Source organism: Aeromonas sp. 1805 (assembly GCF_013085525.1).
Classification (GTDB): domain Bacteria; phylum Pseudomonadota; class Gammaproteobacteria; order Enterobacterales; family Aeromonadaceae; genus Aeromonas; species Aeromonas hydrophila.
In genome coordinates, this window is sequence record NZ_CP038515.1 from 3184024 (window position 1) to 3203644 (window position 19621).

General features: G+C 65.0%; 14 protein-coding genes, 2 tRNA genes and 1 pseudogene. 5 read left to right on the forward strand and 12 right to left on the reverse strand.

Annotated elements, in window-relative coordinates:
* Positions 1–6: 6 nt before the first annotated feature.
* From E5E96_RS15025 to E5E96_RS15055, 7 genes and pseudogenes are all read right to left on the reverse strand, one after another.
* A complete protein-coding gene (locus E5E96_RS15025) occupies positions 7–609 on the reverse strand; it encodes a CDP-alcohol phosphatidyltransferase family protein (protein WP_130632664.1) in 603 nt (200 codons plus the stop codon).
* 14 nt (positions 610–623) lie between these two features.
* Positions 624–1262 (reverse strand): ATP-binding cassette domain-containing protein, encoded by a 639-nt coding sequence (locus tag E5E96_RS15030; RefSeq protein ID WP_171282497.1) that lies wholly within the window; start codon positions 1260–1262, stop codon positions 624–626.
* Positions 1263–1285: 23 nt separating this feature from the next.
* Positions 1286–2962, reverse strand: a complete 1677-nt coding sequence (locus E5E96_RS15035; RefSeq protein ID WP_171282498.1) for an ABC transporter permease — start codon at positions 2960–2962, stop codon at positions 1286–1288.
* Positions 2962–4145 (reverse strand): annotated as a pseudogene (locus E5E96_RS15040) (ABC transporter substrate-binding protein). Before E5E96_RS15040 ends, E5E96_RS15035 begins: the two are co-directional and overlap by 1 nt.
* Positions 4146–4165: 20 nt before the next feature.
* The gene (locus E5E96_RS15045) at positions 4166–6319 is read right to left on the reverse strand and encodes an FAD-dependent oxidoreductase (RefSeq protein WP_171282499.1); all 2154 of its coding nucleotides are present in this window, start codon (positions 6317–6319) and stop codon (positions 4166–4168) included.
* Positions 6319–6900: a carboxymuconolactone decarboxylase family protein gene (locus tag E5E96_RS15050; protein ID WP_171282500.1), complete on the reverse strand. Its 582-nt coding sequence runs from the start codon at positions 6898–6900 to the stop codon at positions 6319–6321. Before E5E96_RS15050 ends, E5E96_RS15045 begins: the two co-directional genes overlap by 1 nt.
* An 11-nt stretch (positions 6901–6911) precedes the next feature.
* The gene (locus tag E5E96_RS15055; protein ID WP_171282501.1) at positions 6912–7586 is read right to left on the reverse strand and encodes a DUF1499 domain-containing protein; all 675 of its coding nucleotides are present in this window, start codon (positions 7584–7586) and stop codon (positions 6912–6914) included.
* A 51-nt stretch (positions 7587–7637) separates the two neighbouring features.
* On the opposite strand from E5E96_RS15055, the gene E5E96_RS15060 reads away from it, so the two are divergent.
* A complete protein-coding gene (locus tag E5E96_RS15060; RefSeq protein ID WP_171282502.1) occupies positions 7638–8198 on the forward strand; it encodes a peptide-methionine (S)-S-oxide reductase MsrA in 561 nt (186 codons plus the stop codon).
* Positions 8199–8212: 14 nt separating this feature from the next.
* Here E5E96_RS15060 and E5E96_RS15065 read toward each other — a convergent pair whose 3' ends face one another.
* Both E5E96_RS15065 and E5E96_RS15070 read right to left on the reverse strand, forming a co-directional pair.
* A complete protein-coding gene (locus tag E5E96_RS15065; RefSeq protein WP_011705448.1) occupies positions 8213–8491 on the reverse strand; it encodes a peptidylprolyl isomerase in 279 nt (92 codons plus the stop codon).
* 81 nt (positions 8492–8572) lie between these two features.
* Positions 8573–8947 carry a hypothetical protein gene (locus E5E96_RS15070; protein ID WP_171282503.1) on the reverse strand — a complete coding sequence of 125 codons (375 nt, stop codon included), beginning with the start codon at positions 8945–8947 and terminating at the stop codon, positions 8573–8575.
* Positions 8948–9596: 649 nt separating this feature from the next.
* Between E5E96_RS15070 and E5E96_RS15075 the strand changes: the two genes are divergently transcribed.
* The gene (locus tag E5E96_RS15075) at positions 9597–11297 is read left to right on the forward strand and encodes an autotransporter assembly complex family protein (protein WP_282098626.1); all 1701 of its coding nucleotides are present in this window, start codon (positions 9597–9599) and stop codon (positions 11295–11297) included.
* Between the two features lie 209 nt (positions 11298–11506).
* Positions 11507–15292: a translocation/assembly module TamB domain-containing protein gene (locus E5E96_RS15080; protein WP_171282504.1), complete on the forward strand. Its 3786-nt coding sequence runs from the start codon at positions 11507–11509 to the stop codon at positions 15290–15292.
* 137 nt (positions 15293–15429) lie between these two features.
* Here E5E96_RS15080 and E5E96_RS15085 read toward each other — a convergent pair.
* A tRNA-Tyr gene (locus E5E96_RS15085) sits at positions 15430–15514 on the reverse strand.
* A 52-nt stretch (positions 15515–15566) separates the two neighbouring features.
* Positions 15567–15651, reverse strand: a tRNA-Tyr gene (locus tag E5E96_RS15090).
* A 125-nt stretch (positions 15652–15776) separates the two neighbouring features.
* On the opposite strand from E5E96_RS15090, the gene E5E96_RS15095 reads away from it, so the two are divergent.
* A complete protein-coding gene (locus E5E96_RS15095) occupies positions 15777–16292 on the forward strand; it encodes a VC2046/SO_2500 family protein (RefSeq protein ID WP_171282505.1) in 516 nt (171 codons plus the stop codon).
* Between the two features lie 81 nt (positions 16293–16373).
* On the opposite strand, the gene raiA is transcribed toward E5E96_RS15095, so the two are convergent.
* Positions 16374–16712, reverse strand: coding sequence for a ribosome-associated translation inhibitor RaiA (gene raiA / locus E5E96_RS15100; RefSeq protein WP_016350234.1), 339 nt, complete (start codon positions 16710–16712; stop codon positions 16374–16376).
* 371 nt (positions 16713–17083) lie between these two features.
* On the opposite strand from raiA, the gene E5E96_RS15105 reads away from it, so the two are divergent.
* Positions 17084–19600, forward strand: coding sequence for a bifunctional diguanylate cyclase/phosphodiesterase (locus E5E96_RS15105; RefSeq protein ID WP_171282506.1), 2517 nt, complete (start codon positions 17084–17086; stop codon positions 19598–19600).
* The last annotated feature ends 21 nt before the right edge of the window (positions 19601–19621 follow it).

Below are 19621 nucleotides of genomic sequence, written 5' to 3' on the forward strand. Positions count from 1 at the left end.
CCTGCCTCAACGCAGGGTGTGGTAACCGCTCCAGAGCCGGGTCAGGGTGGTGATGGCGCAGAGCAGGGCAAAGCCGTAGGCGAGCGGGGCGAAGGCGGCGGGCCACAGGCACATCAGCACGAACAGGGCGATGGTCTCGCTCCCCTCGGTGAGGCCGCCCAGATAGTAGAGGGACTTGTGGTGGTAGACCGGATTGTCGATGCCCCGCTTGCCCGCCATGATGGCAAACGCCAGAAAGCTCGAGCCGGTGCCCATGAAGGCAAACAGCAGGGTGGCGGCGGGCAGCGCATTGGCGGGGGCGGCGAGGGCAAAGCCCAGCACCACGGCGGCGTAGAAGATGAAATCCAGCGTGATGTCGAGAAAGCCGCCGCAGTCGGTGATGCCGGTTTCCCGCGCGACGGCGCCGTCGAGCCCGTCCAGCAGCCGGTTGAGCAGGATGGCTGCTAGCGCCCACTCATAGCAGCCAAAAGCCAGCAGCGGCAACGCCAGCATGCCGATGGCAAAGCCGGTGAGGCTTATCTGGTTGGCGCTGATCCCGGCTCGGCAGAGCGGTCTGGCGAGCCGGGTGAGGGGGCTGCGGATAACGGGGATCAGGTGGCGATCAAACAAGGTGCACTCCTCGGTCAAAAATGGGATTCGGTGAGCTGGAGTATGGTGCCCGGCGCGTCGTCTTCGTCGTGGGTCACCAGAATGGCGGGGATGGCCAGCGCCTTGATCTGCGCGAACACCAGTTCGCGAAAGGCGGCCCGCAGCGGCTTGTCTAGGCGGGAGAAGGGCTCGTCCAACAACAATGCCTCGGGCTCGGCCAGCAGCGCCCGCAGCAGGCTGACGCGGGCCTTCTGGCCGCCGGAGAGCGCCCCCGGCAGCTTGTCCACCTGATTTGTCAGATCCACCTGCGCCAGCGCGGCCACCGCCTTCTCCTGCCGCACACTTTTTCCCTTGATGGCCGCAGGCATGCCGAACATCAGGTTCTCGGCCACCGTCAGGTGCTCGAACAGCAGATCATCCTGAAACAGCATGCCGATGCGCCGCGCCTGGGGCGGCAGCTGGGTGAGCCGGCGCGCGCCGAGGGTCACGTCCCCCTCCAGCCGGAGCGGGCCGCTTGCGGGCAGCACCCCCGCCAGCGCCGCCAGCAGCGAGCTCTTGCCACAGCCACTGGGGCCCATCAGGGTCAATACTTCGCCCGGCGCCACCTGCAGGGCGGGCAGCGAGAACAGCAGGTTTTCCTCCAGATAGAGGCGAAGGGGCGTGGTGCTCAGCATATGGCTATTTCCATCATGAGAGTTCATCGTGAGCCGCCCCCCTTGAGCGCCGGGTTGAGTCGGGCCGGCAGCCAGAGCGCCAGCAGATAGACAACGAGCGGCAGCAGCAGTTGCAACAGGCCGTAGAGGCCCGCCAGCCGCCGGTTGAGGCCGCTGCCGATGGCCACCGCCTCGGTGGTGATGGTGACCACCCGGCCGGCGCCAAACAGCAGGGTCGGCAGGTATTGGGCCAGGCTCACAGCGGCTCCGACGCCGAAGGCAAACAGCAGCGGACGGGCCAGCAGCGGCCCTTTCACCTGCCACCAGGCTCGCCACGGGGTTGCCCCCAGCAGCAGGGCACTCTGGGTGATCCGCGTGTCGAACTGGCGATAGGGGCCGTGCAGGCACAAATAAACATAGGGAAAAACAAACAGCAGCTGGCCCCAGAGCACCCAGCCCCAGCCGATGCCATCGCCCCCCCACCCGAGGCTGAAACAGTCTACCCCGAGGCGAACGCCAAACAGCAGGCTGGCCTGCGGCAGCAACAGTGGCAGGCAGATGAGCCAGAGCGGCCAGGGGCGGCGGCCGGCCTGCGCCTCCAGGCTCAGCACCGCCATCACCAGCGCTATGGCTCCGCTTGCCAGCGCCAGCAGGATGCTGCTGGTCAGCAGCGGCGACAGGGTCGGCAGCAGGTCGAGCCAATAGCGGCCGCTCCACTGGCTCGGCCAGAGGGCGGGAAAGGGCCAGCGCCGGGCCAGCGACCAGAGCAGCAGCGCCCCCAGCACCGTCAGATTGAGGACGATGAGGGTCGTCACGCTGCCGGTGGCAAGGGTGCGGCCAAGAGTGCTTGGGTTTGCTCGCCTGCCATCGAGCCAGCCGGGTTTACCAAGGGTTCGATGGGCCAGCTCCAGCAACCGCAGCAGGGGCAGCAGCAGCGCCGTGATGGCGAGTAGCAGCAGGGCGCCGCTGGCGGTGGCGCCGCGCCAGACCAGATCCGGGTCCTGATACCAGAGCCACAGGCGCACAGCCAGCGGGGCGGGGGCATCGGGTCCGAGCAGCTGGGCCAGATCCACTACGGCTACCCCGTAGGCGGCCACCGCGTAGAGGGGCAGACGCAGGGCAGGCCACAGCGCCGGCAGCAGCAGGCGCCACCAGATCTGGGGGGCGCTGAAGCCAAGGCTCGCCCCCAGCCACTGCTGGCGCGCTACCCTGGCGGGGTCTTGCGCACCGAGGGCCATCAGCAGCAGGAAGGGGGTCTCCTTGAGGGTCAAGGCGAGGATGAGCCCGAGCCCGGCGGGATCGCGCAGGGTCTGCCAGTCGGGGGGCAGCTCGAACCCGGTGAGGGTCGGTGAGAGCAGGCGCAGCAACCAGCCGGAGGGGGCGAGCAGAAAGGCAAAGCCGATGGCAAAGGCGACGTGGGGCAGCGCCAGCAAGGGCGAGAGCTGCCGGCGCAGCCAGCCGACGGCCCGGCTGTCGCTGTGGGCCAGCAGCAGGGCGGTCAGCAGCAGACTGGCCAGGGTCGAGGCTGCGCCAATCCACAGGCTCAGCAGCGCCGAGTGCCACAGGCCCGGTTGGGCCAGCAGCAATTGCAGGTGGGCCTGACTCAGCCCCTCAGCCAGCAGTTGCCAGCCTCCCGCCAGCAGCGGGAGGCCAAAAACCAGGGCGCACCCGGCGGTGAACAGAGGGCGCCAATCAAGCGAAGAGCGGCCGAACCGGCTCATCAATGACCGTAGCGCTCGGCCCAGGCTGCTTCCAGCCTGAGCTGCCAGCTGGGGTGGGGTTCGGCCACCGATTTGAAGCGCAGCGCCGGCACCGGCTGCTGGGTGGCGGGCAGGGCATCGGCCCGCAGCACGCTGGGGTCGCCCCAGAAGGCGGGCTCGGCCTTGCGCGCCTGGGCGGCGGGGCTCAGCAGGAAGTTGGCCACCACCTTGGCGCCGGCGCGGGCGTTGGCGTTGAAGGGGATGGCGAGGAAGTGGCTGTTGGTGAGCGCCCCTTTCGCCATGGCCACCGCCATCACGCCGGGGGGCAGGGTACCGTTTTGTACCGCGCTCTGCGCCTCCTGTGGGTTGAAGCTGATGGCCATTGCCAGCTCGCCGTCATCAAGCAGCTGGCGGGTCTCGGCGGCGCTGCTGGGGAACAGCTTGCCCTTGCGCCAGAGCGCCGGGTGGAGCTCATCCAGCCAGGCCCAGAGGGGGCGGTAACCTTGGCAAAGTCGGTATCGGTCGCCTCCCGATAGAGGGGGGCGGGGTCCGGGGTCAGCTCCAGCAAGATCTGCTTGAGAAAGCTGGAGCCGTGAAACTGGGGCGGCTTGGGATAGGTGAAGCGGCCGGGGTGGGCCTTGCTCCAGGCGAGCAGGGCCGCCGCCGAGGTGGGCAGCTGTTTGACCTCTTCGCCGTTGACCATCAGGTTGAGCTGGCCTATGCCCCAGGGGGCTTCCAGCCCCTCCACCGGCACGGTGAAGTCCTCACTCACCGGCAGGGCGCCGTCGACCAGCGCCATGTTGGGCAGCTCACGAGTAAAGGGGGCGCCGAGCAGCCCCTGCTCCTTGAGCGCCTTGAAGTTTTCGCCGTTGACCCAGAGTAGGTCGATGGGACCGCCAGCTTGCTTGCCGGCCTGCTTGTTGGCCAGCAGCTGGCTCACGCTCTGGGCGATGTCGTCCACCTTCACCTGCACCAGCTTGACCTGGTATTCGCGTGCCAGCTCCTGGCTGGCCCACACCAGATAGGCGTTGATCTCCGGGCTGCCGCCCCAGGCATTGAAGTAGACGGTCTGCCCCTTGGCCTCCTCAAGGGTCTGCTGCCACTGCGGGTTGTCGGCGGCGTTGGCCTGAGTAAAGAGAAGACTGCCTGCCAGCAGGGGCAGGGCGCGCAACAGCTGTTTGAACAAGGGCAATGAGTGTCGCATCTGGGTTACCTGGAGTTGGGTCAGGCGCCGCGGCGCCAGCGGTGATAACGGGTCAGCAGCGCCAGCAGGGTGGCGGGCTGACGGGCCCGTCGCCACTCGCCTGCCAGATACTTGTTCCCCTCCATCAGGGTGGGGTAGGCGTGGATGGTGGCGAGGATCTTGCCAAGGCCGAGGCGGTGACGCATGGCGAGCACGAACTCGGCGATCCGCTCGCCGGCGTGAGTGCCCACCAGGGTGACACCCAGGATCTGATCCTTGCCGGGCACGGTGAGCACCTCGATAAAGCCCTGACGCTCGCCGTCGGCGATGGCCCTGTCCAGCTCGGCCAGCTCGAAGCGGGTCAGCTCGAAGGGGATGCCCTGCGCCCTGGCTTCTTTCTGGTTGAGGCCGACCCGGGCGATTTCTGGCGTGGTGTAGATGGCGGCCGGCATGACCCGATAGTCGGCCCGAAAGCGCTTGAACGGGCTGAACAGGGCATTAACCGCGGCGTACCAGCCCTGATGGGCGGCGGCATGGGTGAGCTGGTAAGGACCCGCTACGTCCCCCACCGCCAGAATGCTGGGGTAGTTGGTGGCGAGGAAACCATCGACCGCCACCGTGCCGCGCGGGGCCAGCTCTACTCCCAGCGCTTCGAGCCCGAAGCCGCTGACGTTGGCCACCCGGCCCAGCGCCAGCAGCAGCTGATCCCCTGCAATGGTTTGTGTCTCGTCGCCCCGATGCAGTTGCAGCCGGATGGGGAGATCCCCCGCGGCCGCTGGCAGATAGTCGGCTCGCTCGGCGCGCCAGCCGGTGAGCACCCGCACGCCATCGCGGGCCAGCTGTTCCGCCAGCAACTCGGCCACCTCCCGCTCTTCGCGCGGCAGCAGCTGATCCGAGAGTTCCACCAAGGTAACGGGCACCCCAAGCAGGGCAAAACTCTGGGCCAGCTCGCAGCCGATGGGGCCGCCGCCCAGCACCAGCAGCTGGCGCGGCGCGGTTCGCAGTTGCCAGAGGGTGTCGGAGGTGAGGAAAGGCACCTGCTCAAGGCCCGGCAGCGTGGGCACCAGCGGCCGGGCGCCGGTGGCGAGCACGATATGGCGGCTGGCAAGGCGTTGGCCGTTCACCTCCACCTCCCAGGGGGAGACCAGCCGCGCCTCCCCTTCGGTACATTCCACCCCAAGTCCTTCATAGCGCTCGATGGAGTCGTGGGGTTCGACCTCCTTGATGACGCGGGCGACCCGCTCCATCACGGCGGCGAAATCGGCGCTGGTCTGGCTTGGACCAAAGCCCAGCTCACTGGCCCGGCGCTGCTCTGCGGCAAAGCGAGCGCTGCGGATCAATGCCTTGGAGGGGACGCAGCCGCTGTTGAGGCAATCGCCCCCCATCTTGTGCTTCTCGATGAGCGCTACCTTGGCCTTCACCGCCGCGGCGATATAGCTGGTCACGAGGCCGCCGGCTCCGGCGCCAATCACCAGCAGGTTGTAGTCATAGCGGGTCGGCTTGCGGTAGGAAGCGTGCAGCCGATGCAGGGCGAGGCGCCGCTGCAGGCCCTTGAGCAGCATCGGCATCAGCCCGAGCAGGGTCAGCGCCACCATCAGGCCGGGGGAGAGGATATTGCCGGTGCTGGTGAGGTTGGCGAGCTCGCTGCCCGCCAGCACGTAGACGAAGGTGCCGGGCAGCATGCCGAGCTGGCTCACCCAGTAGTAGGTGCTGACTCTGATGGGAGTGAGCCCCATCAGCAGGTTGACCAGAAAGAAGGGGAAGATGGGGATGAGGCGCAGGCTCAGCAGATAAAGCGCCCCTTCCTTCTTCATGCCTGCCTGCAGGCTGGCCAGCTTGTCGCCAAAGCGCCGCTCGACCCAGTCGCGCAGCAAAAAGCGGGCGCTGAGAAAGGCCAGGGTCGCGCCAATGCTGCTGGCAAAAGAGACCAGCAGCAGCCCCCAGACAACGCCGAACACGGCGCTGCCGGCCAGGGTGAGCAGGCTGGCACCAGGCAGAGAGAGAGCAGTGCTCACCACATAGACAGCGACGAACAGCAGGGCGGCGCTGACGAAATGGCGATCGACCAGAGCGGCCAGCTCGGCCTGACGGGCCTGCAGCTGGGGCAGGCTCAGGTAGTGACCAAGGTCGAAGGCGAAAAAGGCGCCGATGAGGCAGCCCATCACCAGCACCAGCAGCAGGCGGGAGCCTCTCATCAGGCGTCCTTGCTATCTGGCTGGGCTGGCCGTTCGGGTTGCACCGGCAGTTGGCAGAAGCCCTGCGGGGCGATATCGAGGGCGGCGTTGAACTTGGCCGACATGTTCTGGAAGGCGATGAGGCCGGTGAGCTCCACCATGGCGTCGTCGTCGAACCAGGGCTTGAGGCGGGCGGCCTGCTCATCGCTGACCCCATCCAGCCCCGTCATCGCCTCTGTGTAGTCGAGCACCGCGTTCTCCCTCTCATCGAACAAGGGGCTTTCGCGCCAGTTGGCGAGCGCCTCCACCTTCTCGCTGGAGCCCGCCCGTTTGATGAGCGTCATGGCGTTGATGTCGACGCAAAAGCGGCACCAGTTGAGCTGGGAGACCCGCACCGTCACCAGGGAGCGCAGCACGGGGTCGATGGGGGAGCGCTTGCGGTTGATGACGCCATAGAGGATGGCGACGGCGGCAAACAGGCGCGGCGAGCGGCCCCAGCACTTGCCCGGAATGAGCACCTGGCCGTAGTTGCGCTGTTGCAGCCAGAAAAAGGGGCGGATGAACCAGGCATATTCCCGGTCGGCTTTCACCTCGACGCGCATGGATGACCTTCTTATTGCTTCAAGTTGGGTTTGTAGGCCTGACCCAGCCGCTCGTTGAGGCGGATCAGAAACTCCTCTATGCGGGCCCGGTTGGTGCCCAGGTCGCTCTGCCCCTGACGGGAGGCGGAGCGCATGTCGATGCGGGTCTCCTTGGGCCCGGCAAAGACCCGCAGCGCCACATCATCCTGAAAACCGAACCAGCCGGTGGTGACCACCGCCTCGAGGCCATCCGGGCTTGGCCGCACCTGCCAGCCGAGCTGCTCCATCAGGGCGTGGGCCTCGGTGATCACCTCGACCGGGGAGGCGCTGGTAAAGAGAGGACCGGGTTTCCCCTCAAATGCTTTCAACGGAGCTGGATTAATCGGCAGATCCTGCGCCGTTCTGAGCTCGCTGGCCCAGTGCAGCTGGGGCGGGTTGTTGGGATCCGTGCTCACATCGTTGACCAGCGGCGTGCGCAGTGCCTGCACCACAAAGGCCAGGGGCAACAGCAGGGGGACGGCGCCCCAACCGTTGGCGCAGCGGCTGCGAGACCAGGGCAGGCGAGCCAGCAAGACGAGGGAGACGAGAGCCCCGAGCAGGCAGATGGCAAACCCCAGCCACCAGGGCCAGAGGTGAACACGGCTGCCGAGGGCGCCGGCGAGCGGCAGCAACCAGGCCAGAAGCGGCCACCACAAATAACTGGGCATAACGGGGATCCACTGGTTATGATGGACAAGTGCCCAGAAGGATAAACTTAATTGACTGATAACGTTAGTAAATTTATCTCAATCCTGTTGCTTTTCCCAAGCGTTCCGCTGTGGGCGGACAGCGCCGTGCTGGCGGCGGGGGACATGTGGCGCGCCGAAGCCGTCTACGAGACCCTGCCCGGGGTCAGCCGGGTGGAGCCTGGCTACGTCAGCCAGCTGGCGGCGACGGGGTCGAGCTGGCGGGAAGTGCCGCCGCGACGCCAGGCGGTGCGCATCGACTATGACCCGGTCAAGGTGGGGTACGGCGATCTGCTCAACGTCTTCTGGCAACTGGTGGATGGACTCGATGGCGACGGCCAGTATTGCAACCGGGGGCTGGCATTTGCGCCGGCCCTGCTGCCGAAGGATGACTACCAGTGGCGCTTGGCCCAGGTGAGCCTGACGCGCTGGCAGGCGCTGCACGGGCGGCCGAGCCGGGTTGCGCTCTGGCCGCAGAGCCGGTTCACCCCGGCGCCCGAGATGGAGGACTGGGCGGCGCGCCATCCCTGGCGTTTCGGCTTCTATGCCCGCCGCTGCGGCGGCTGGCCGGTGGAGTTGACCCCTGAACCCTGAACCGGGCCCTGAACTCAGTTGCGGTAGAGCACCTTGATGAGGTGAAAGCCGAACTTGGTGCGCACCGGGCCGAGCACGGTCAGCAGTTCGCCCTTGAACACGGCATCGTCAAACGCCTTGACCATGTCGCCTTTCGAAAACTCCCCCAGATCGCCGAAGCGCTTGCTGGAGGCGCAGGTGGAGAAGCGCTTGGCCATCTGGCCGAAGTCGGCTCCCTTGGCAATCTTCTCCTTGATCTCCAGACACTCTTTCTCGGTCTTGACCAGGATGTGCTGGGCACAGGCTTTTCTCATCGGGACGCTCCTCGGCGGTGGGCAAATCGGGGGCGCAAAGATTACTCCAATTCCTGCCGCGCGTCAGCCGTCATGGCAAATTCAGCTGCGGGCCCGGGCAGCAAGCCGGGTTTTGGGCCGTGCCTGCCAGAGGGTCTCCAGCCCGAGCAGGGCATGCAGGCTCCAGATGGCCAGCGGGTTGAGCCAGTTGCCCCCCAGTTGCAGGGTCGCCAGGGCGCTGCCCGCCAGCAGCAAGGTGATGCCCGGCAGGCGCCAGTGGGTCGGCAGCGGTGCCAGCATGGCCATGCCCAGCAGGATGGCGAGCCCGAACGGCAGGTTCAGCGCGGTGAAGGCGAGCGCCTGCTGGCCGTTCATGCCGGTCAGCAGGGCCAGCAGGGCGCTGCAACAGGCGAGAAAGGTGATGAATTCGAGTCGGTCGGCGATGTAGTCCGCCATCTGTTCGCTGCGTGCGTGCATACGGTGTCTCCTCTGATGGGATGCGAGCCTTGGTGCAATAAGCCCAGTGTGGGCGAGAAGTGAGCAGGGGGGCAGCGGGATAAATCGATTGGGTTGAACGAGGCTTTGATTGCGTGATGGCAACTGTTTGATCCTGCGAGATAAAATGCACTGATCCTGCGAGAGCGGGGCAAGGCGGGCGGCCCTGTGGTAGCCAGAATGCTGCTGGTGGGCCCGGCGAGAGAGGGAATTGCCGCTATCTTGACCAGTTGCCGACAGTTGATGTCGCGCCCATCGGCAAACAAGGGATGGCGCGATACCGGGCCGGATGGGCCGCCAGGGGCCATCTGGCATGGTCGTGCTGGTCATGGATTGCCCTTTTTGGCCCGCAGTGGCATAAGTCTGCGGGGGAAAGTGTGAAAAATACGCGGCCTGCGCGGGCAAAGGCTTCAATAATATGGCGAAATTCGGTGTTACCCCGCTCTGATGTCGGGCCGGGGATATGCTAGGATGAGGCGCGTTTGCGATCGAGTGAGCCTCATATTCGTTCTGAATATCGCATTATTTTAATCATGTTCTTCGGGGAAATTGACGTTTGACAGGATGCAATCCGCCCCTGCCTGCAGGGATCTCACCGCCCGCACGGGCCTTTCGTCGTGGGCTTCGCGCGCTGGGACTGAGCCTCTGTCTGCTGCTGTTTGTCACGCCTGCCATGGCGGCCAAACTCACCTATCAGATCAAGGGACTGAAGGGGGAGAACAAGGACAACGTCGAGGCCTACCTCAATGCCCTGCCGGTCTATCAGGAGCGCCAGTACCGTCCGGCCCGCGCCAAGATCACCGAGAGCGTGCAAAAGGCGCTGCAGGTCTATGGCTACTACCAGCCCAAGATCACCCTGAGCCGCGACAAGAAGGCGCCCGCCAAAGTGATCATCGAGGTGGAGCCGGGCAAGCCGGTCATCATCTCCCGTCTCGACATCCTGCTGGAAGGGGATGCCAGCAGCGACGAGCTCTACAGCGAGCTGTTGGACAAGCTGCCGCTGAAAGAGGGGGATCCCCTCAACCACGGCAAATACGAATCCATCAAGGCGGATCTGGGCAGTCTGGGGCTGGCCCGCGGCTACTTCGACGCCAAAATCAGCAAGAGCCAGGTCAAGGTGTTCCCGGATCAGGGCACCGCCGAGATCTACATCCTGTTTCGCTCCGGCCCGCGCTACCACTTCGGCGAGATCCACTACGACGCCACGCCGGAGGCGCTGCGCCTCATCCGCCCGCTGATCAACATCAAGAGCGGTGACCCCTATCTGGCGATCCGGCTGGCGGAGATGTCGCAGGATGTCTCCTCCACCAAGCTGTTCAAGCAGGTGGACATCAAGCCCCTCATCAGCCAGGCCGAGGGCAACCGGGTGCCGGTGCAGGTGACTCTTTCCAACCGGGTCGATCACGAGATTGAAACGGGTATCGGCTATGCCACCGACGTGGGGCCGCGCATGAGCGCCACCTGGGAGAAGCCCTGGGTCAACCGCTACGGTCACCGGCTCAACGCCACCGCCAAGGTCTCCCAGCCCGAGGCCGAGCTCAGCTTCGACTACCAGATCCCGGTGGGCAACCCGCTGCGGGACTACTACTCGCTGCAGGCCGGTTATCAATACAAGGACAACAACGATACCCGCTCCGACCTGACCACCCTCAGCGTGCACCGCTGGAAGCGGCGGCCGGAGAGCTGGGATCGGGACGTGTTCATCCGGCTGGAGAACGAGATCTATACCCAGGGCGCCGACGAGGGCAACAGCTTGCTGCTGATCCCTGGCGTCTCCTGGTCGCGGCTGCGGGTGCGCGGCGGTCTGGTGCCCGACTGGGGCGATCGCCAGCAGCTCACCCTGGAGTTCTCCGATCCCTACTGGGGCTCCGACATCAGCTTCGTGCGGGTGTGGGGGCGCAGCAAGTGGCTGCGCACCCTGGGGGAGGATCACCGCTTCCTGCTGCGGGCCGAACAGGGGGCCATCATAGGGGACAGCTTCTCGCTGGTGCCGCCTTCGCTGCGCTTCTTTACCGGTGGTGACCAGACGGTGCGCGGCTACGGCTACGAGACCATCTCGCCGCGCGGCAGTGACGGCAAGCTGCTGGGGGGCCGCTACGTGAGCGTCGCCAGCGCCGAGTACAACTACCGCTTCAGCGACAAGTGGCTGGGGGCCCTGTTCGTCGACAGCGGTACCGCCACGGTCGACTACAGCGAGGCCTGGAAGATAGGCACCGGGGTCGGCGTGCGCTGGGTGACCCCCATCGGTCAGGTCAGGCTCGACCTGGCGGTGGGCATTTCCGAGGAGGAGAAGCCGCTGCGACTCCACTTCGCGCTGGGGCCTGAACTATGATCCAGCCGCACTCAACTCTTCTTCTCTTCTGTTCTCCTGACCGGCCGCTGCGGCTGTATCTTTCGCGGGGGTCTGCGCTGTGATCTGGGTAAAACGCATCTTTCTCTGGCCGCTGCGGCTGCGTCTTTCGCGGGGGTCTGCACTGTGATCTGGGTAAAACGTATTTTTCTCTGGCCGCTGCGGCTGCATCTTTCGCGGGGGTCTGCGCTGTGATCTGGGTAAAACGTATTTTTCTCTGGCTGATGGGGCTCATCTTCCTGCTGCTCATCGGTGTCAGCCTGCTGGGCTTCACCCATCAGGGCAACAAGTGGCTGTGGCAGCAGGCCAGGGCCGCCCTGCCTTCCCTCAAGGGGGAACTGGTGGCGGGCCAGCTCGGCTATGGCTGGACCCTGGAAGGGGTCGGCTGGCAGGACGAGCTGGTGGACGTCACGGTGGATCGCGCCGTACTGGACTGGGATCTGGGCAAGCTGCTGCAGGGCAAGCTCTGGATCAAATCCCTTAACGTTACCCACCCGGTGGTCAAGGTGGCCGACTCCGAGCCGACTCCGGAAGAGCCGTCAGAGCCCTTCGTCTGGCACCCATTGCCCCTGAAAATTCAGGTCGACAGCCTCCAGGTGGCGGATCTCGATGTGACGGTGCCCGGAGTCGGTGTGAGCCTCAAGTCCCTCGACATCGGCGCCACCCTCAGCCGCAAGGGGCTCATTGTGCAGGGGCCGGTGCTGGACGGCCTCAAGGTGACCCTGGTCGAGACGCAGGCCACCGAGGCTGCCAAACCGGCCAACCCCAAGGCAAGCTCCCAAGACAAGGCTGTGGCCAAGTCGCCTGTCACCGCCAAGGCGAAGCCGGCGGATGAGAGCAAGGCGCAGCAGGCAACCAAGGTGGCCCCCATCGAGCTGCCCGCCATCCGGCTGCCGTTCCCCATCCAGCTGGAAGGGTTGCAGGTCACGGCGTTTCGCTATCAGCAAGGTGAATTGATTGAAGGGCTCGACAAGCTGCTGCTGTCGGCCAGTGCCGAGGGGAGCGACATCGCACTGCGCGAGCTCTCCCTGCGCCACGCCATGGCGGATCTGGCGCTCAAGGGCAAGATCCAGCTCAAAGACGATTATCCGCTCGCCCTGACCCTGGATGCCAAGGCCCGCAAGGGGCTGCTGGATGGCGAACTGCAGGGGCAGCAGGCCAGCCTGACCCTCGGCGGTTCGGTGGGCAAGCTGGCATTGGCGCTGCAGGCCAAGGGGCCGGTGGCCGCCAGCCTCAAGGGCTCTCTGGCGGCCCTCGACCCCGACTTGCCCTTTGATGCGGGGCTGGAGTGGAAGAGTCTGGGCTGGCCGCTGCACAAGCCTGCCAAAGATGAGCCCAGCTACCGGCTGGACAAGGGCAGTTTGAGTGCCAAGGGCAAGCTTTCCGGCTACCAGTTTGCCTTGAATACCGCCGGCAAGGGCACGGATGTGCCCCCCTTCAAGCTGGCGCTGACGGGCAAGGGGGATCTGGCGCAGCTGAACCAGATCAACCTGCTGCTCAATGCCCTCAAGGGGGAGCTCAAGCTGGACGGCAAGCTCGCCTGGGACAAGGGGGTTCGCTGGCAGGGCACCACGGAATTCAAGGGGATCAACCCGGCCGAGCTGGTGCCCGAGCTCAAGGGGGCGCTGGCGGGCAAGATTGCCAGCCGTTTCGAGCTCGATGAGGCGGGCCACTGGCAACTGCAACTGCCGGAGCTGAAGGTGGACGGCAAGCTCAACCAGTATCCGCTGGCCATCAAGGGCAGCGCGAGCGGCAACGACAAGATGGAGTGGACCATCCCGGCGCTGGCGCTGCAAAGCGGCCCCAACCAGCTGCAGGTCAAGGGCAGCCTGAGCCAGCAGGCGTGGAAGCTGGATGCGGATCTCAATGCCCCCAATCTGGCCGGGCTCTACCCCGGGCTCAAGGGGGACATCAAGGGGCTGGTGCGTCTGACCGGCAATCAGCAAGCGCCGCGGGTCACCACAGAGCTGGCTGCCAGCCGCCTCTATTATGCCGGCACCGATTTGAAGGGGATCGCCATCAAGGGCAATGCGCTGGTCGGTGACAAGCCGGCAGGGGAAGTGGCCCTGACGGTGGCCAGCCTGGTGCAGGGGGCGACCAGCCTCAGCCAGCTGGCGCTCAACCTGAGCGGCGATCTCAACCAGCACGCCCTGTCGCTCACCATGAAGGGTGACCCGGTGGCGGCCAACCTCAAGCTGAGCGGCGGTCTGCGCGGGGAGCGCTGGCGCGGTGCCCTCAGCGAGCTCAAGTTGAAGACGCCGCTGCGGCGCTGGGAGCTGAGCGCGCCCTGGGCCCTCGACCTCGATCTGCCGCGTCAGCGGCTGACCATGGGGGATCTCTGCCTCGGCTCCCAGGGGGCCAGTCTCTGCGTCAAGGGCAGTCAGGTATCGGCCCAGCAGGGCAGCCTGGAGTTTGCCCTCAACCAGTTCGACCTCAAGCGCCTGCGCCCCTGGCTGCCGGACAACTTCCGCTGGCAGGCGGTGCTCTCCGCCGACGGGCGGGCCAGCTGGCGCGGCAATCAGCCGACCCTGCACGCCACCGTGCGCACCACGCCGGGCACCTTCGTGGCCGACGAGCTCAAGACCGACTATCAGCGCCTCGAGCTCGGGGTGGACTTCGAGCGCCAGCAGGCAGCCATCCGGCTCGACTTTGCCTCCGAGCAGATTGGCAACATCGACACCAAGCTCTATATCCGGGATCCGTCCGGTCGCGGCAATCTCTCCGGCCAGCTCAAGTTTGACGACCTCAAGCTGACCACCTTCGCCCCGCTCATCCCCGAGGTGCGCTCCCTGCAGGGAGTCATCTCGGCCGATGCCCGTTTCGACGGTACCCTGGCTTCGCCGCTGCTGTTTGGCCAGCTCAACCTGCTGGATGGGGAGGTGCAGACCCACTCCGACATGGTGACCCTCTCCAAGCTGGTGACCCGCCTCAAGATTGAAGGCAACCGGGCCGAGCTGGACGGCACCATGCTGGTGGGCAAGGGGCCGCTGGCACTGGGGGGCTGGCTGAGCTGGGCGCAACTGCCGGTCACCGGCAGCCTCACCATCCAGGGCAAGGAGCTGGAAGCCCAGTATCCTGGCATGGGTCGGGTGCGGGTCTCCCCGGACATCGCCATCTCGCTGGGGGAGGAGACCCGGATCACCGGTCAGGTCGACATCCCCTGGGCGCGGATCCTGGTCAAGAGCCTGCCCGAGAGCGCGGTGGCCGTCTCCGACGACGTGACCGTGGTCTACGACGATCTGCCGCCGGTGCCCAAGGCGGCGCCGCTGCCGATGGCGATCAAGCTGGCCATCCGGCTGGGTGACGACGTGCGGCTGGAGGCGATGGGGCTCAAGACCAAGGTGGGGGGCGGCATCAACATCCGCCAGGATCCCTCGCGGCCGCTGGCGGGCAACGGTCAGCTGGTGCTCAACGATGGCCGCTTCAAGGCCTATGGCCAGAACCTCATCATCAAGGATGGCCGCATCCTCTTCTCCGGCCCCCTCGATCAGCCGTTCCTCAACATAGAGGCGTATCGGGATCCCGATACCATAGAGGACAAGGTGACGGTCGGGGTGCGGGTGACGGGGCCGGCCAGCAAGCCCAAGATCACCGTCTACTCGGAGCCACAGCTGGCCCAGTCCGAGCAGCTCTCCTATCTGCTGCGCGGCAAGGGGCTGCAGACCAGTGGCGAGGATGGCGGTTTCAACGGTCTGCTGGTGGCGGGCGCGGTCAGCCAGGCCAACGGAGTGGTCTCCAGCCTGGGGGAATCTCTCGGCATGAGCGATGTGGCCCTCGATACCGCTGGCAGTGGCGACAACACCCAGGTGACCCTGTCGGCCTATCTGCTGCCGGGGCTGCAGTTCCAGTACGGGGTCGGGGTGTTCAGCCCCATCGCCGAGTTCAAGCTGCGCTACGAGCTGATGCCCAGGCTCTACCTGCAGGCAATGAGCGGGGTGGCCCAGGCGGTGGATATCTTCTATCGCTTCACCCTGTAGCGGGCAGGAAGAGACAAAACGGGAGGCGCAAGCCTCCCGTTTTTATTGGCGGTGTTGATGCGGCTGACGTTGATGCTGATGATCAGGGGGATGCTGAAAAGCGAAAACCCGGCGCGAGGCCGGGTTTTCTTGAATGATGGTGGAGGGAGAAGGATTCGAACCTTCGAAGGCAGAGCCGTCAGATTTACAGTCTGATCCCTTTGGCCGCTCGGGAACCCCTCCACGGGGTATTGCCAATTTTTATCCACGACGGGCGCCGTGATTGCACTTGAAATGGTGGAGGGAGAAGGATTCGAACCTTCGAAGGCAGAGCCGTCAGATTTACAGTCTGATCCCTTTGGCCACTCGGGAACCCCTCCACAAGTGCGAGGCGCATACTAACAGATCTGCCGGGGTTGTGAACCCCTTGGCGGGATTTTTCCTGCTTAAAGGATCGTATTTGCGGCCGATAAAGGATGAAACCACCGTTTCCAAGAGTTATCTCATGCTACCCAGCACCATTCGTGAGCAGTGGCTGGTGGACGAGGCCCAGTTGGGGCAACGTCTCAATCAGGATCTCCAGCACGGAGACAGGGCTGACTTTCGCCTGCATCTGGCCCTGCTGACCGATGCGGTGGAAGAGCAGCCCTGGTTCGATCCCATGCAGCAAACAAAGGGTGAGAGCCGGGTCTGGCGCAGCCGCTTTGAGTTGCCGCCAGCCACGCCCCTGCAGGGCAGTGCAAACGATGAAGAGGCCGCTTTGCTCAACGAGCGGCTGCAACAGGGGGGCTCCATGGTGGATGTGCGGCTCTGGCTGGCGCTGCGCTCACCGCCGCTGCTCGGCGCCCCGCCGGCGCTGGAGCCCGCCGTCTATGACAACCTGTCGCCGCTTGGACGGGAGCGCTGGCAGGGCAAGCTGGCGGATCAGCCCAGACGCGACGATCCCCTGCTGATGCTGCCGATCCTCGATACGCTCAAGGCGGGGGTGGATGCCAGGCTGCACTGGCTCAGTGGTTGCTGAAGGCGGCAAGCGCCGGCATTCGGGCAGCAAAAAGGCGGGGAGATCCCGCCTTTGTCGTTGTTGGCTGTGCCGTGGCGCAGTTTAGGCGTCGGCTTCATCCTCTTGCGGCACTTCCTTGCCAGCCGCTGCGGCGCGACGGGCGATGGGTTTTTCGGTGTGGCGGTTGATCTGGCGCTCCAGCTTTTGCCCCAGTTCGGTGATGGCGGCGTACAAGTCCTCATGTTCTGCCTGGGCAAACAGCTTGCCGTTGGGGATGCCAGCAGTGGCTTCAACGATGAACATCAGACGCTCTTTGGAGACAATCACATGGGGTGTGATAAGAGGCACCTGAAGACGCTCGAGCTTGTCAAAACGGGATTCAATGCGCTCGCGGATAGCCGGGGTGATGTCGATGATTTTGCTGGTAATTTCGATTTTCATATTGGCCCCCTTCGGGTCGTCTTGCTTGTGTCTTCACCTTCAGATTACTCATGGCTGAACATTAAAATGTGATCTGTGTCACGAACTGTGGCCTTGCTTCCGAGGGGAGGAATAAATTGTGATCTTTTCCCGTTCTGCACCAAAAAGCGCTTGAGCTCCACGAAACTGGCAGGCAGTATGGAGAAACTTGGATCGTTTCTGTCCCTTCGTGGCAGCGCCGCATGTCGACCTCATGTCCGGTTTTCACCGCTTAGTCTCGCATCTTTTGCACTTTCTCCCCGCACCGCCCTTGCCGACGTGCGCGCTGTGAATGTGGGCTCTGCCAAGTCGTCAGGGACTTGAACGTGGTTGTTGTGGTGTTGGAGTAGTACATGAAACAGCAGGCCACTCAGATGATGTGGTTTTATGATCGGCAACACGCCCAGTGGAGTCTGTCCGATCATGCCTCCTACCAGCTCTGGCAAGGAGAGGGGCCTCACCCCTGGTTCGGGCAATTGGCGGCAGATGACGAGGCCGGCTTTGCCGACTTTCTCGCCAGACTTTACCACTCACATCAACCGGCCCAGTTCATCGGTCACCTCTGCGAGGAGAGTGGCGAGGTGCGCCATGTGCTCTGGAGCGGCCAGTACGTGCCGGCCCAGCAGATGTGTTGCGGCTGGATTGCACCGCTCGACACCACCCGCAGCACCCAGCTGCCTGCCGACCTCTCCCAGCAACTGCCGCTGCTGCAAGACCCCTTGTTGACCCAGCTGGCGCAGGCGCTCTCTGCCCGGACCGGGCTCGATTTCTTCAATACCCTGGTCAACCAGCTCGCCCACATCCTGGTGGCGGACGCGGTCTGGCTGGCGGAGCGCACCGGCAGCGGACGGCTCAAGGTGCTGGCCTGCCACGGCATCGACCTCAAGGAGTACGAACTCGACGGCATGCCCTGCCAGCAGGTCTATCTGGCGGGGGAGGCCTGCGTCATTCCCCTGGCGAACGAGCTGCCCTCCTATACCGGTTTCAAGGCGGGGCAGGGCTACTACGGCCTGCCGCTGTGTGATCGCAACGGCCAGATCCTGGGCCACCTGGCGCTGCTTTTCTCCGATCAGAGCGCGATCCCCAATCTGGGGTCGGTGCTGACCACCTTCTCCATGCGCATGGTGGCAGAGCTGGAGCGGCTGCAGAGCGATGCCCAGCTGCGCCTGTCGGCCGTGGCGTTTGAAACCCATGAAGGGATCATCATCACCGACCCCGATTTCAAGATTTTGCGGGTCAACCACGCCTTCAGCCAGATCACCGGCTTTGACAGCCAGCGGGTGATCGGCCTGCATCTGGGCAACGATCTCTGGTGCGGGCTGGGGGGACTTGGCTACGAGCTCGGCACCCTGAGCCGCTGGCAGGGGGAGACCCAGCGGCTGCACGCGGATGGCTACCCCTATCCGCAGTGGGAGATAGTCACCCCGGTGCAGGATGACAGGGGGGAGATCAGCCACTTCGTCATCTGCTTCGAGGATATCTCCGAGCGCAAAGAGGCCGAGCGCCGCATCCAGGATCTCGCCTATTACGACGAGCTGACCGGCCTGCCCAACCGCCGCCAGCTGCACGAAACCCTGGCCCACGCCTTTGGCGAGGCGAGCCGCGACCATCTGATCGGCGCCTTGCTGTTCATCGATCTGGATCACTTCAAGACCATCAACGACTCCCTCGGCCACGCCACCGGCGACTGGCTGCTCAAGGAGGTCGCCAGTCGGCTCAAGCGGCTGGTGCGGCAGGGGGATTGTCTGGCGCGACTCGGCGGCGACGAGTTCGTGCTGCTGCTGCCCTCGCTCTCGGCGAGCCCGCCCCAGGCGGAGATGCAGGCCGACCTCATCGCCGAGCGGCTCATCAGCGAGATTGCGGCCCCCTACAACCACGCGGGCCAGGTGCTGCATATCGGCGCCAGCGTCGGCATCACCCTCTTCCCCGGCCGGGAGCAGGGGGTGGACGATCTGCTCAAGCAGGCGGACACCGCCATGTATCAGGCCAAGTCGGCCGGTCGCAAGACCCGGCGCTTCTTCGATGCCTCCATGCAGTTGCAGGCGGATCGCCGGCTGCTCATCCACAACGAGCTGCGCAGCGCCCTCGACCAGCAGGAGCTGACCCTCTACTACCAGCCCCAGCACATGGTGGAGGGGGGAGACATCATCGGCGTCGAGGCGCTGATCCGCTGGCAGCCGCCAGGCCGGGCCCTGGTGTCACCCGCCGAGTTCATCCCCATCGCCGAGGAGACGGACCTTATCGTCGACATCGGCAACTGGGTGTTGTACGAAGCCTGCGCCCAGTACGTGCGCTGGGAGGAGAATGGCATCCACATCCCGCAGCTGTCGGTCAACGTCAGTGCCAAGCAGTTTCACGCCACCGATTTCGTCGACCGGATCCACGACGTGCTGGCCTCCACCGGCATGGATCCCGCCAGCCTGAACCTGGAGATCACCGAATCCGTGGTGCTGGGGCACGCAGAAGACACCATCAGCAAGATGAGCGAGCTCAAGGTGCTCGGCATCAGCTTTGCCATCGATGACTTCGGCGCCGGTTACTCATCGCTGAGCTACCTCAAGCGGTTGCCGGCGGACGAACTCAAGATCGACCGCTCCTTCATCCAGGACATCCCGCGCGATGGCGACAACATGGCCATCGTCGAGGCGGTGATCGCCATGGCGCGCCACATGGGCTTCAACGTGACGGCGGAAGGGGTGGAGTCGCGTCAGCAGCTGGAGTTTCTGCAGGCCCAGGGCTGCCACTTCTACCAGGGCTACCTGGCCTCCAAGCCGCTGCCGGTGCCCTATCTGGAGCGCTACGTGCAGCGCCTTGCCCGCAGCGAAAGCCCGCTGGCCGGGGGTAAAAATAGTCTCGCCGGCGAGCTGTAGCCCCTCGGGTTAACGGGTAGA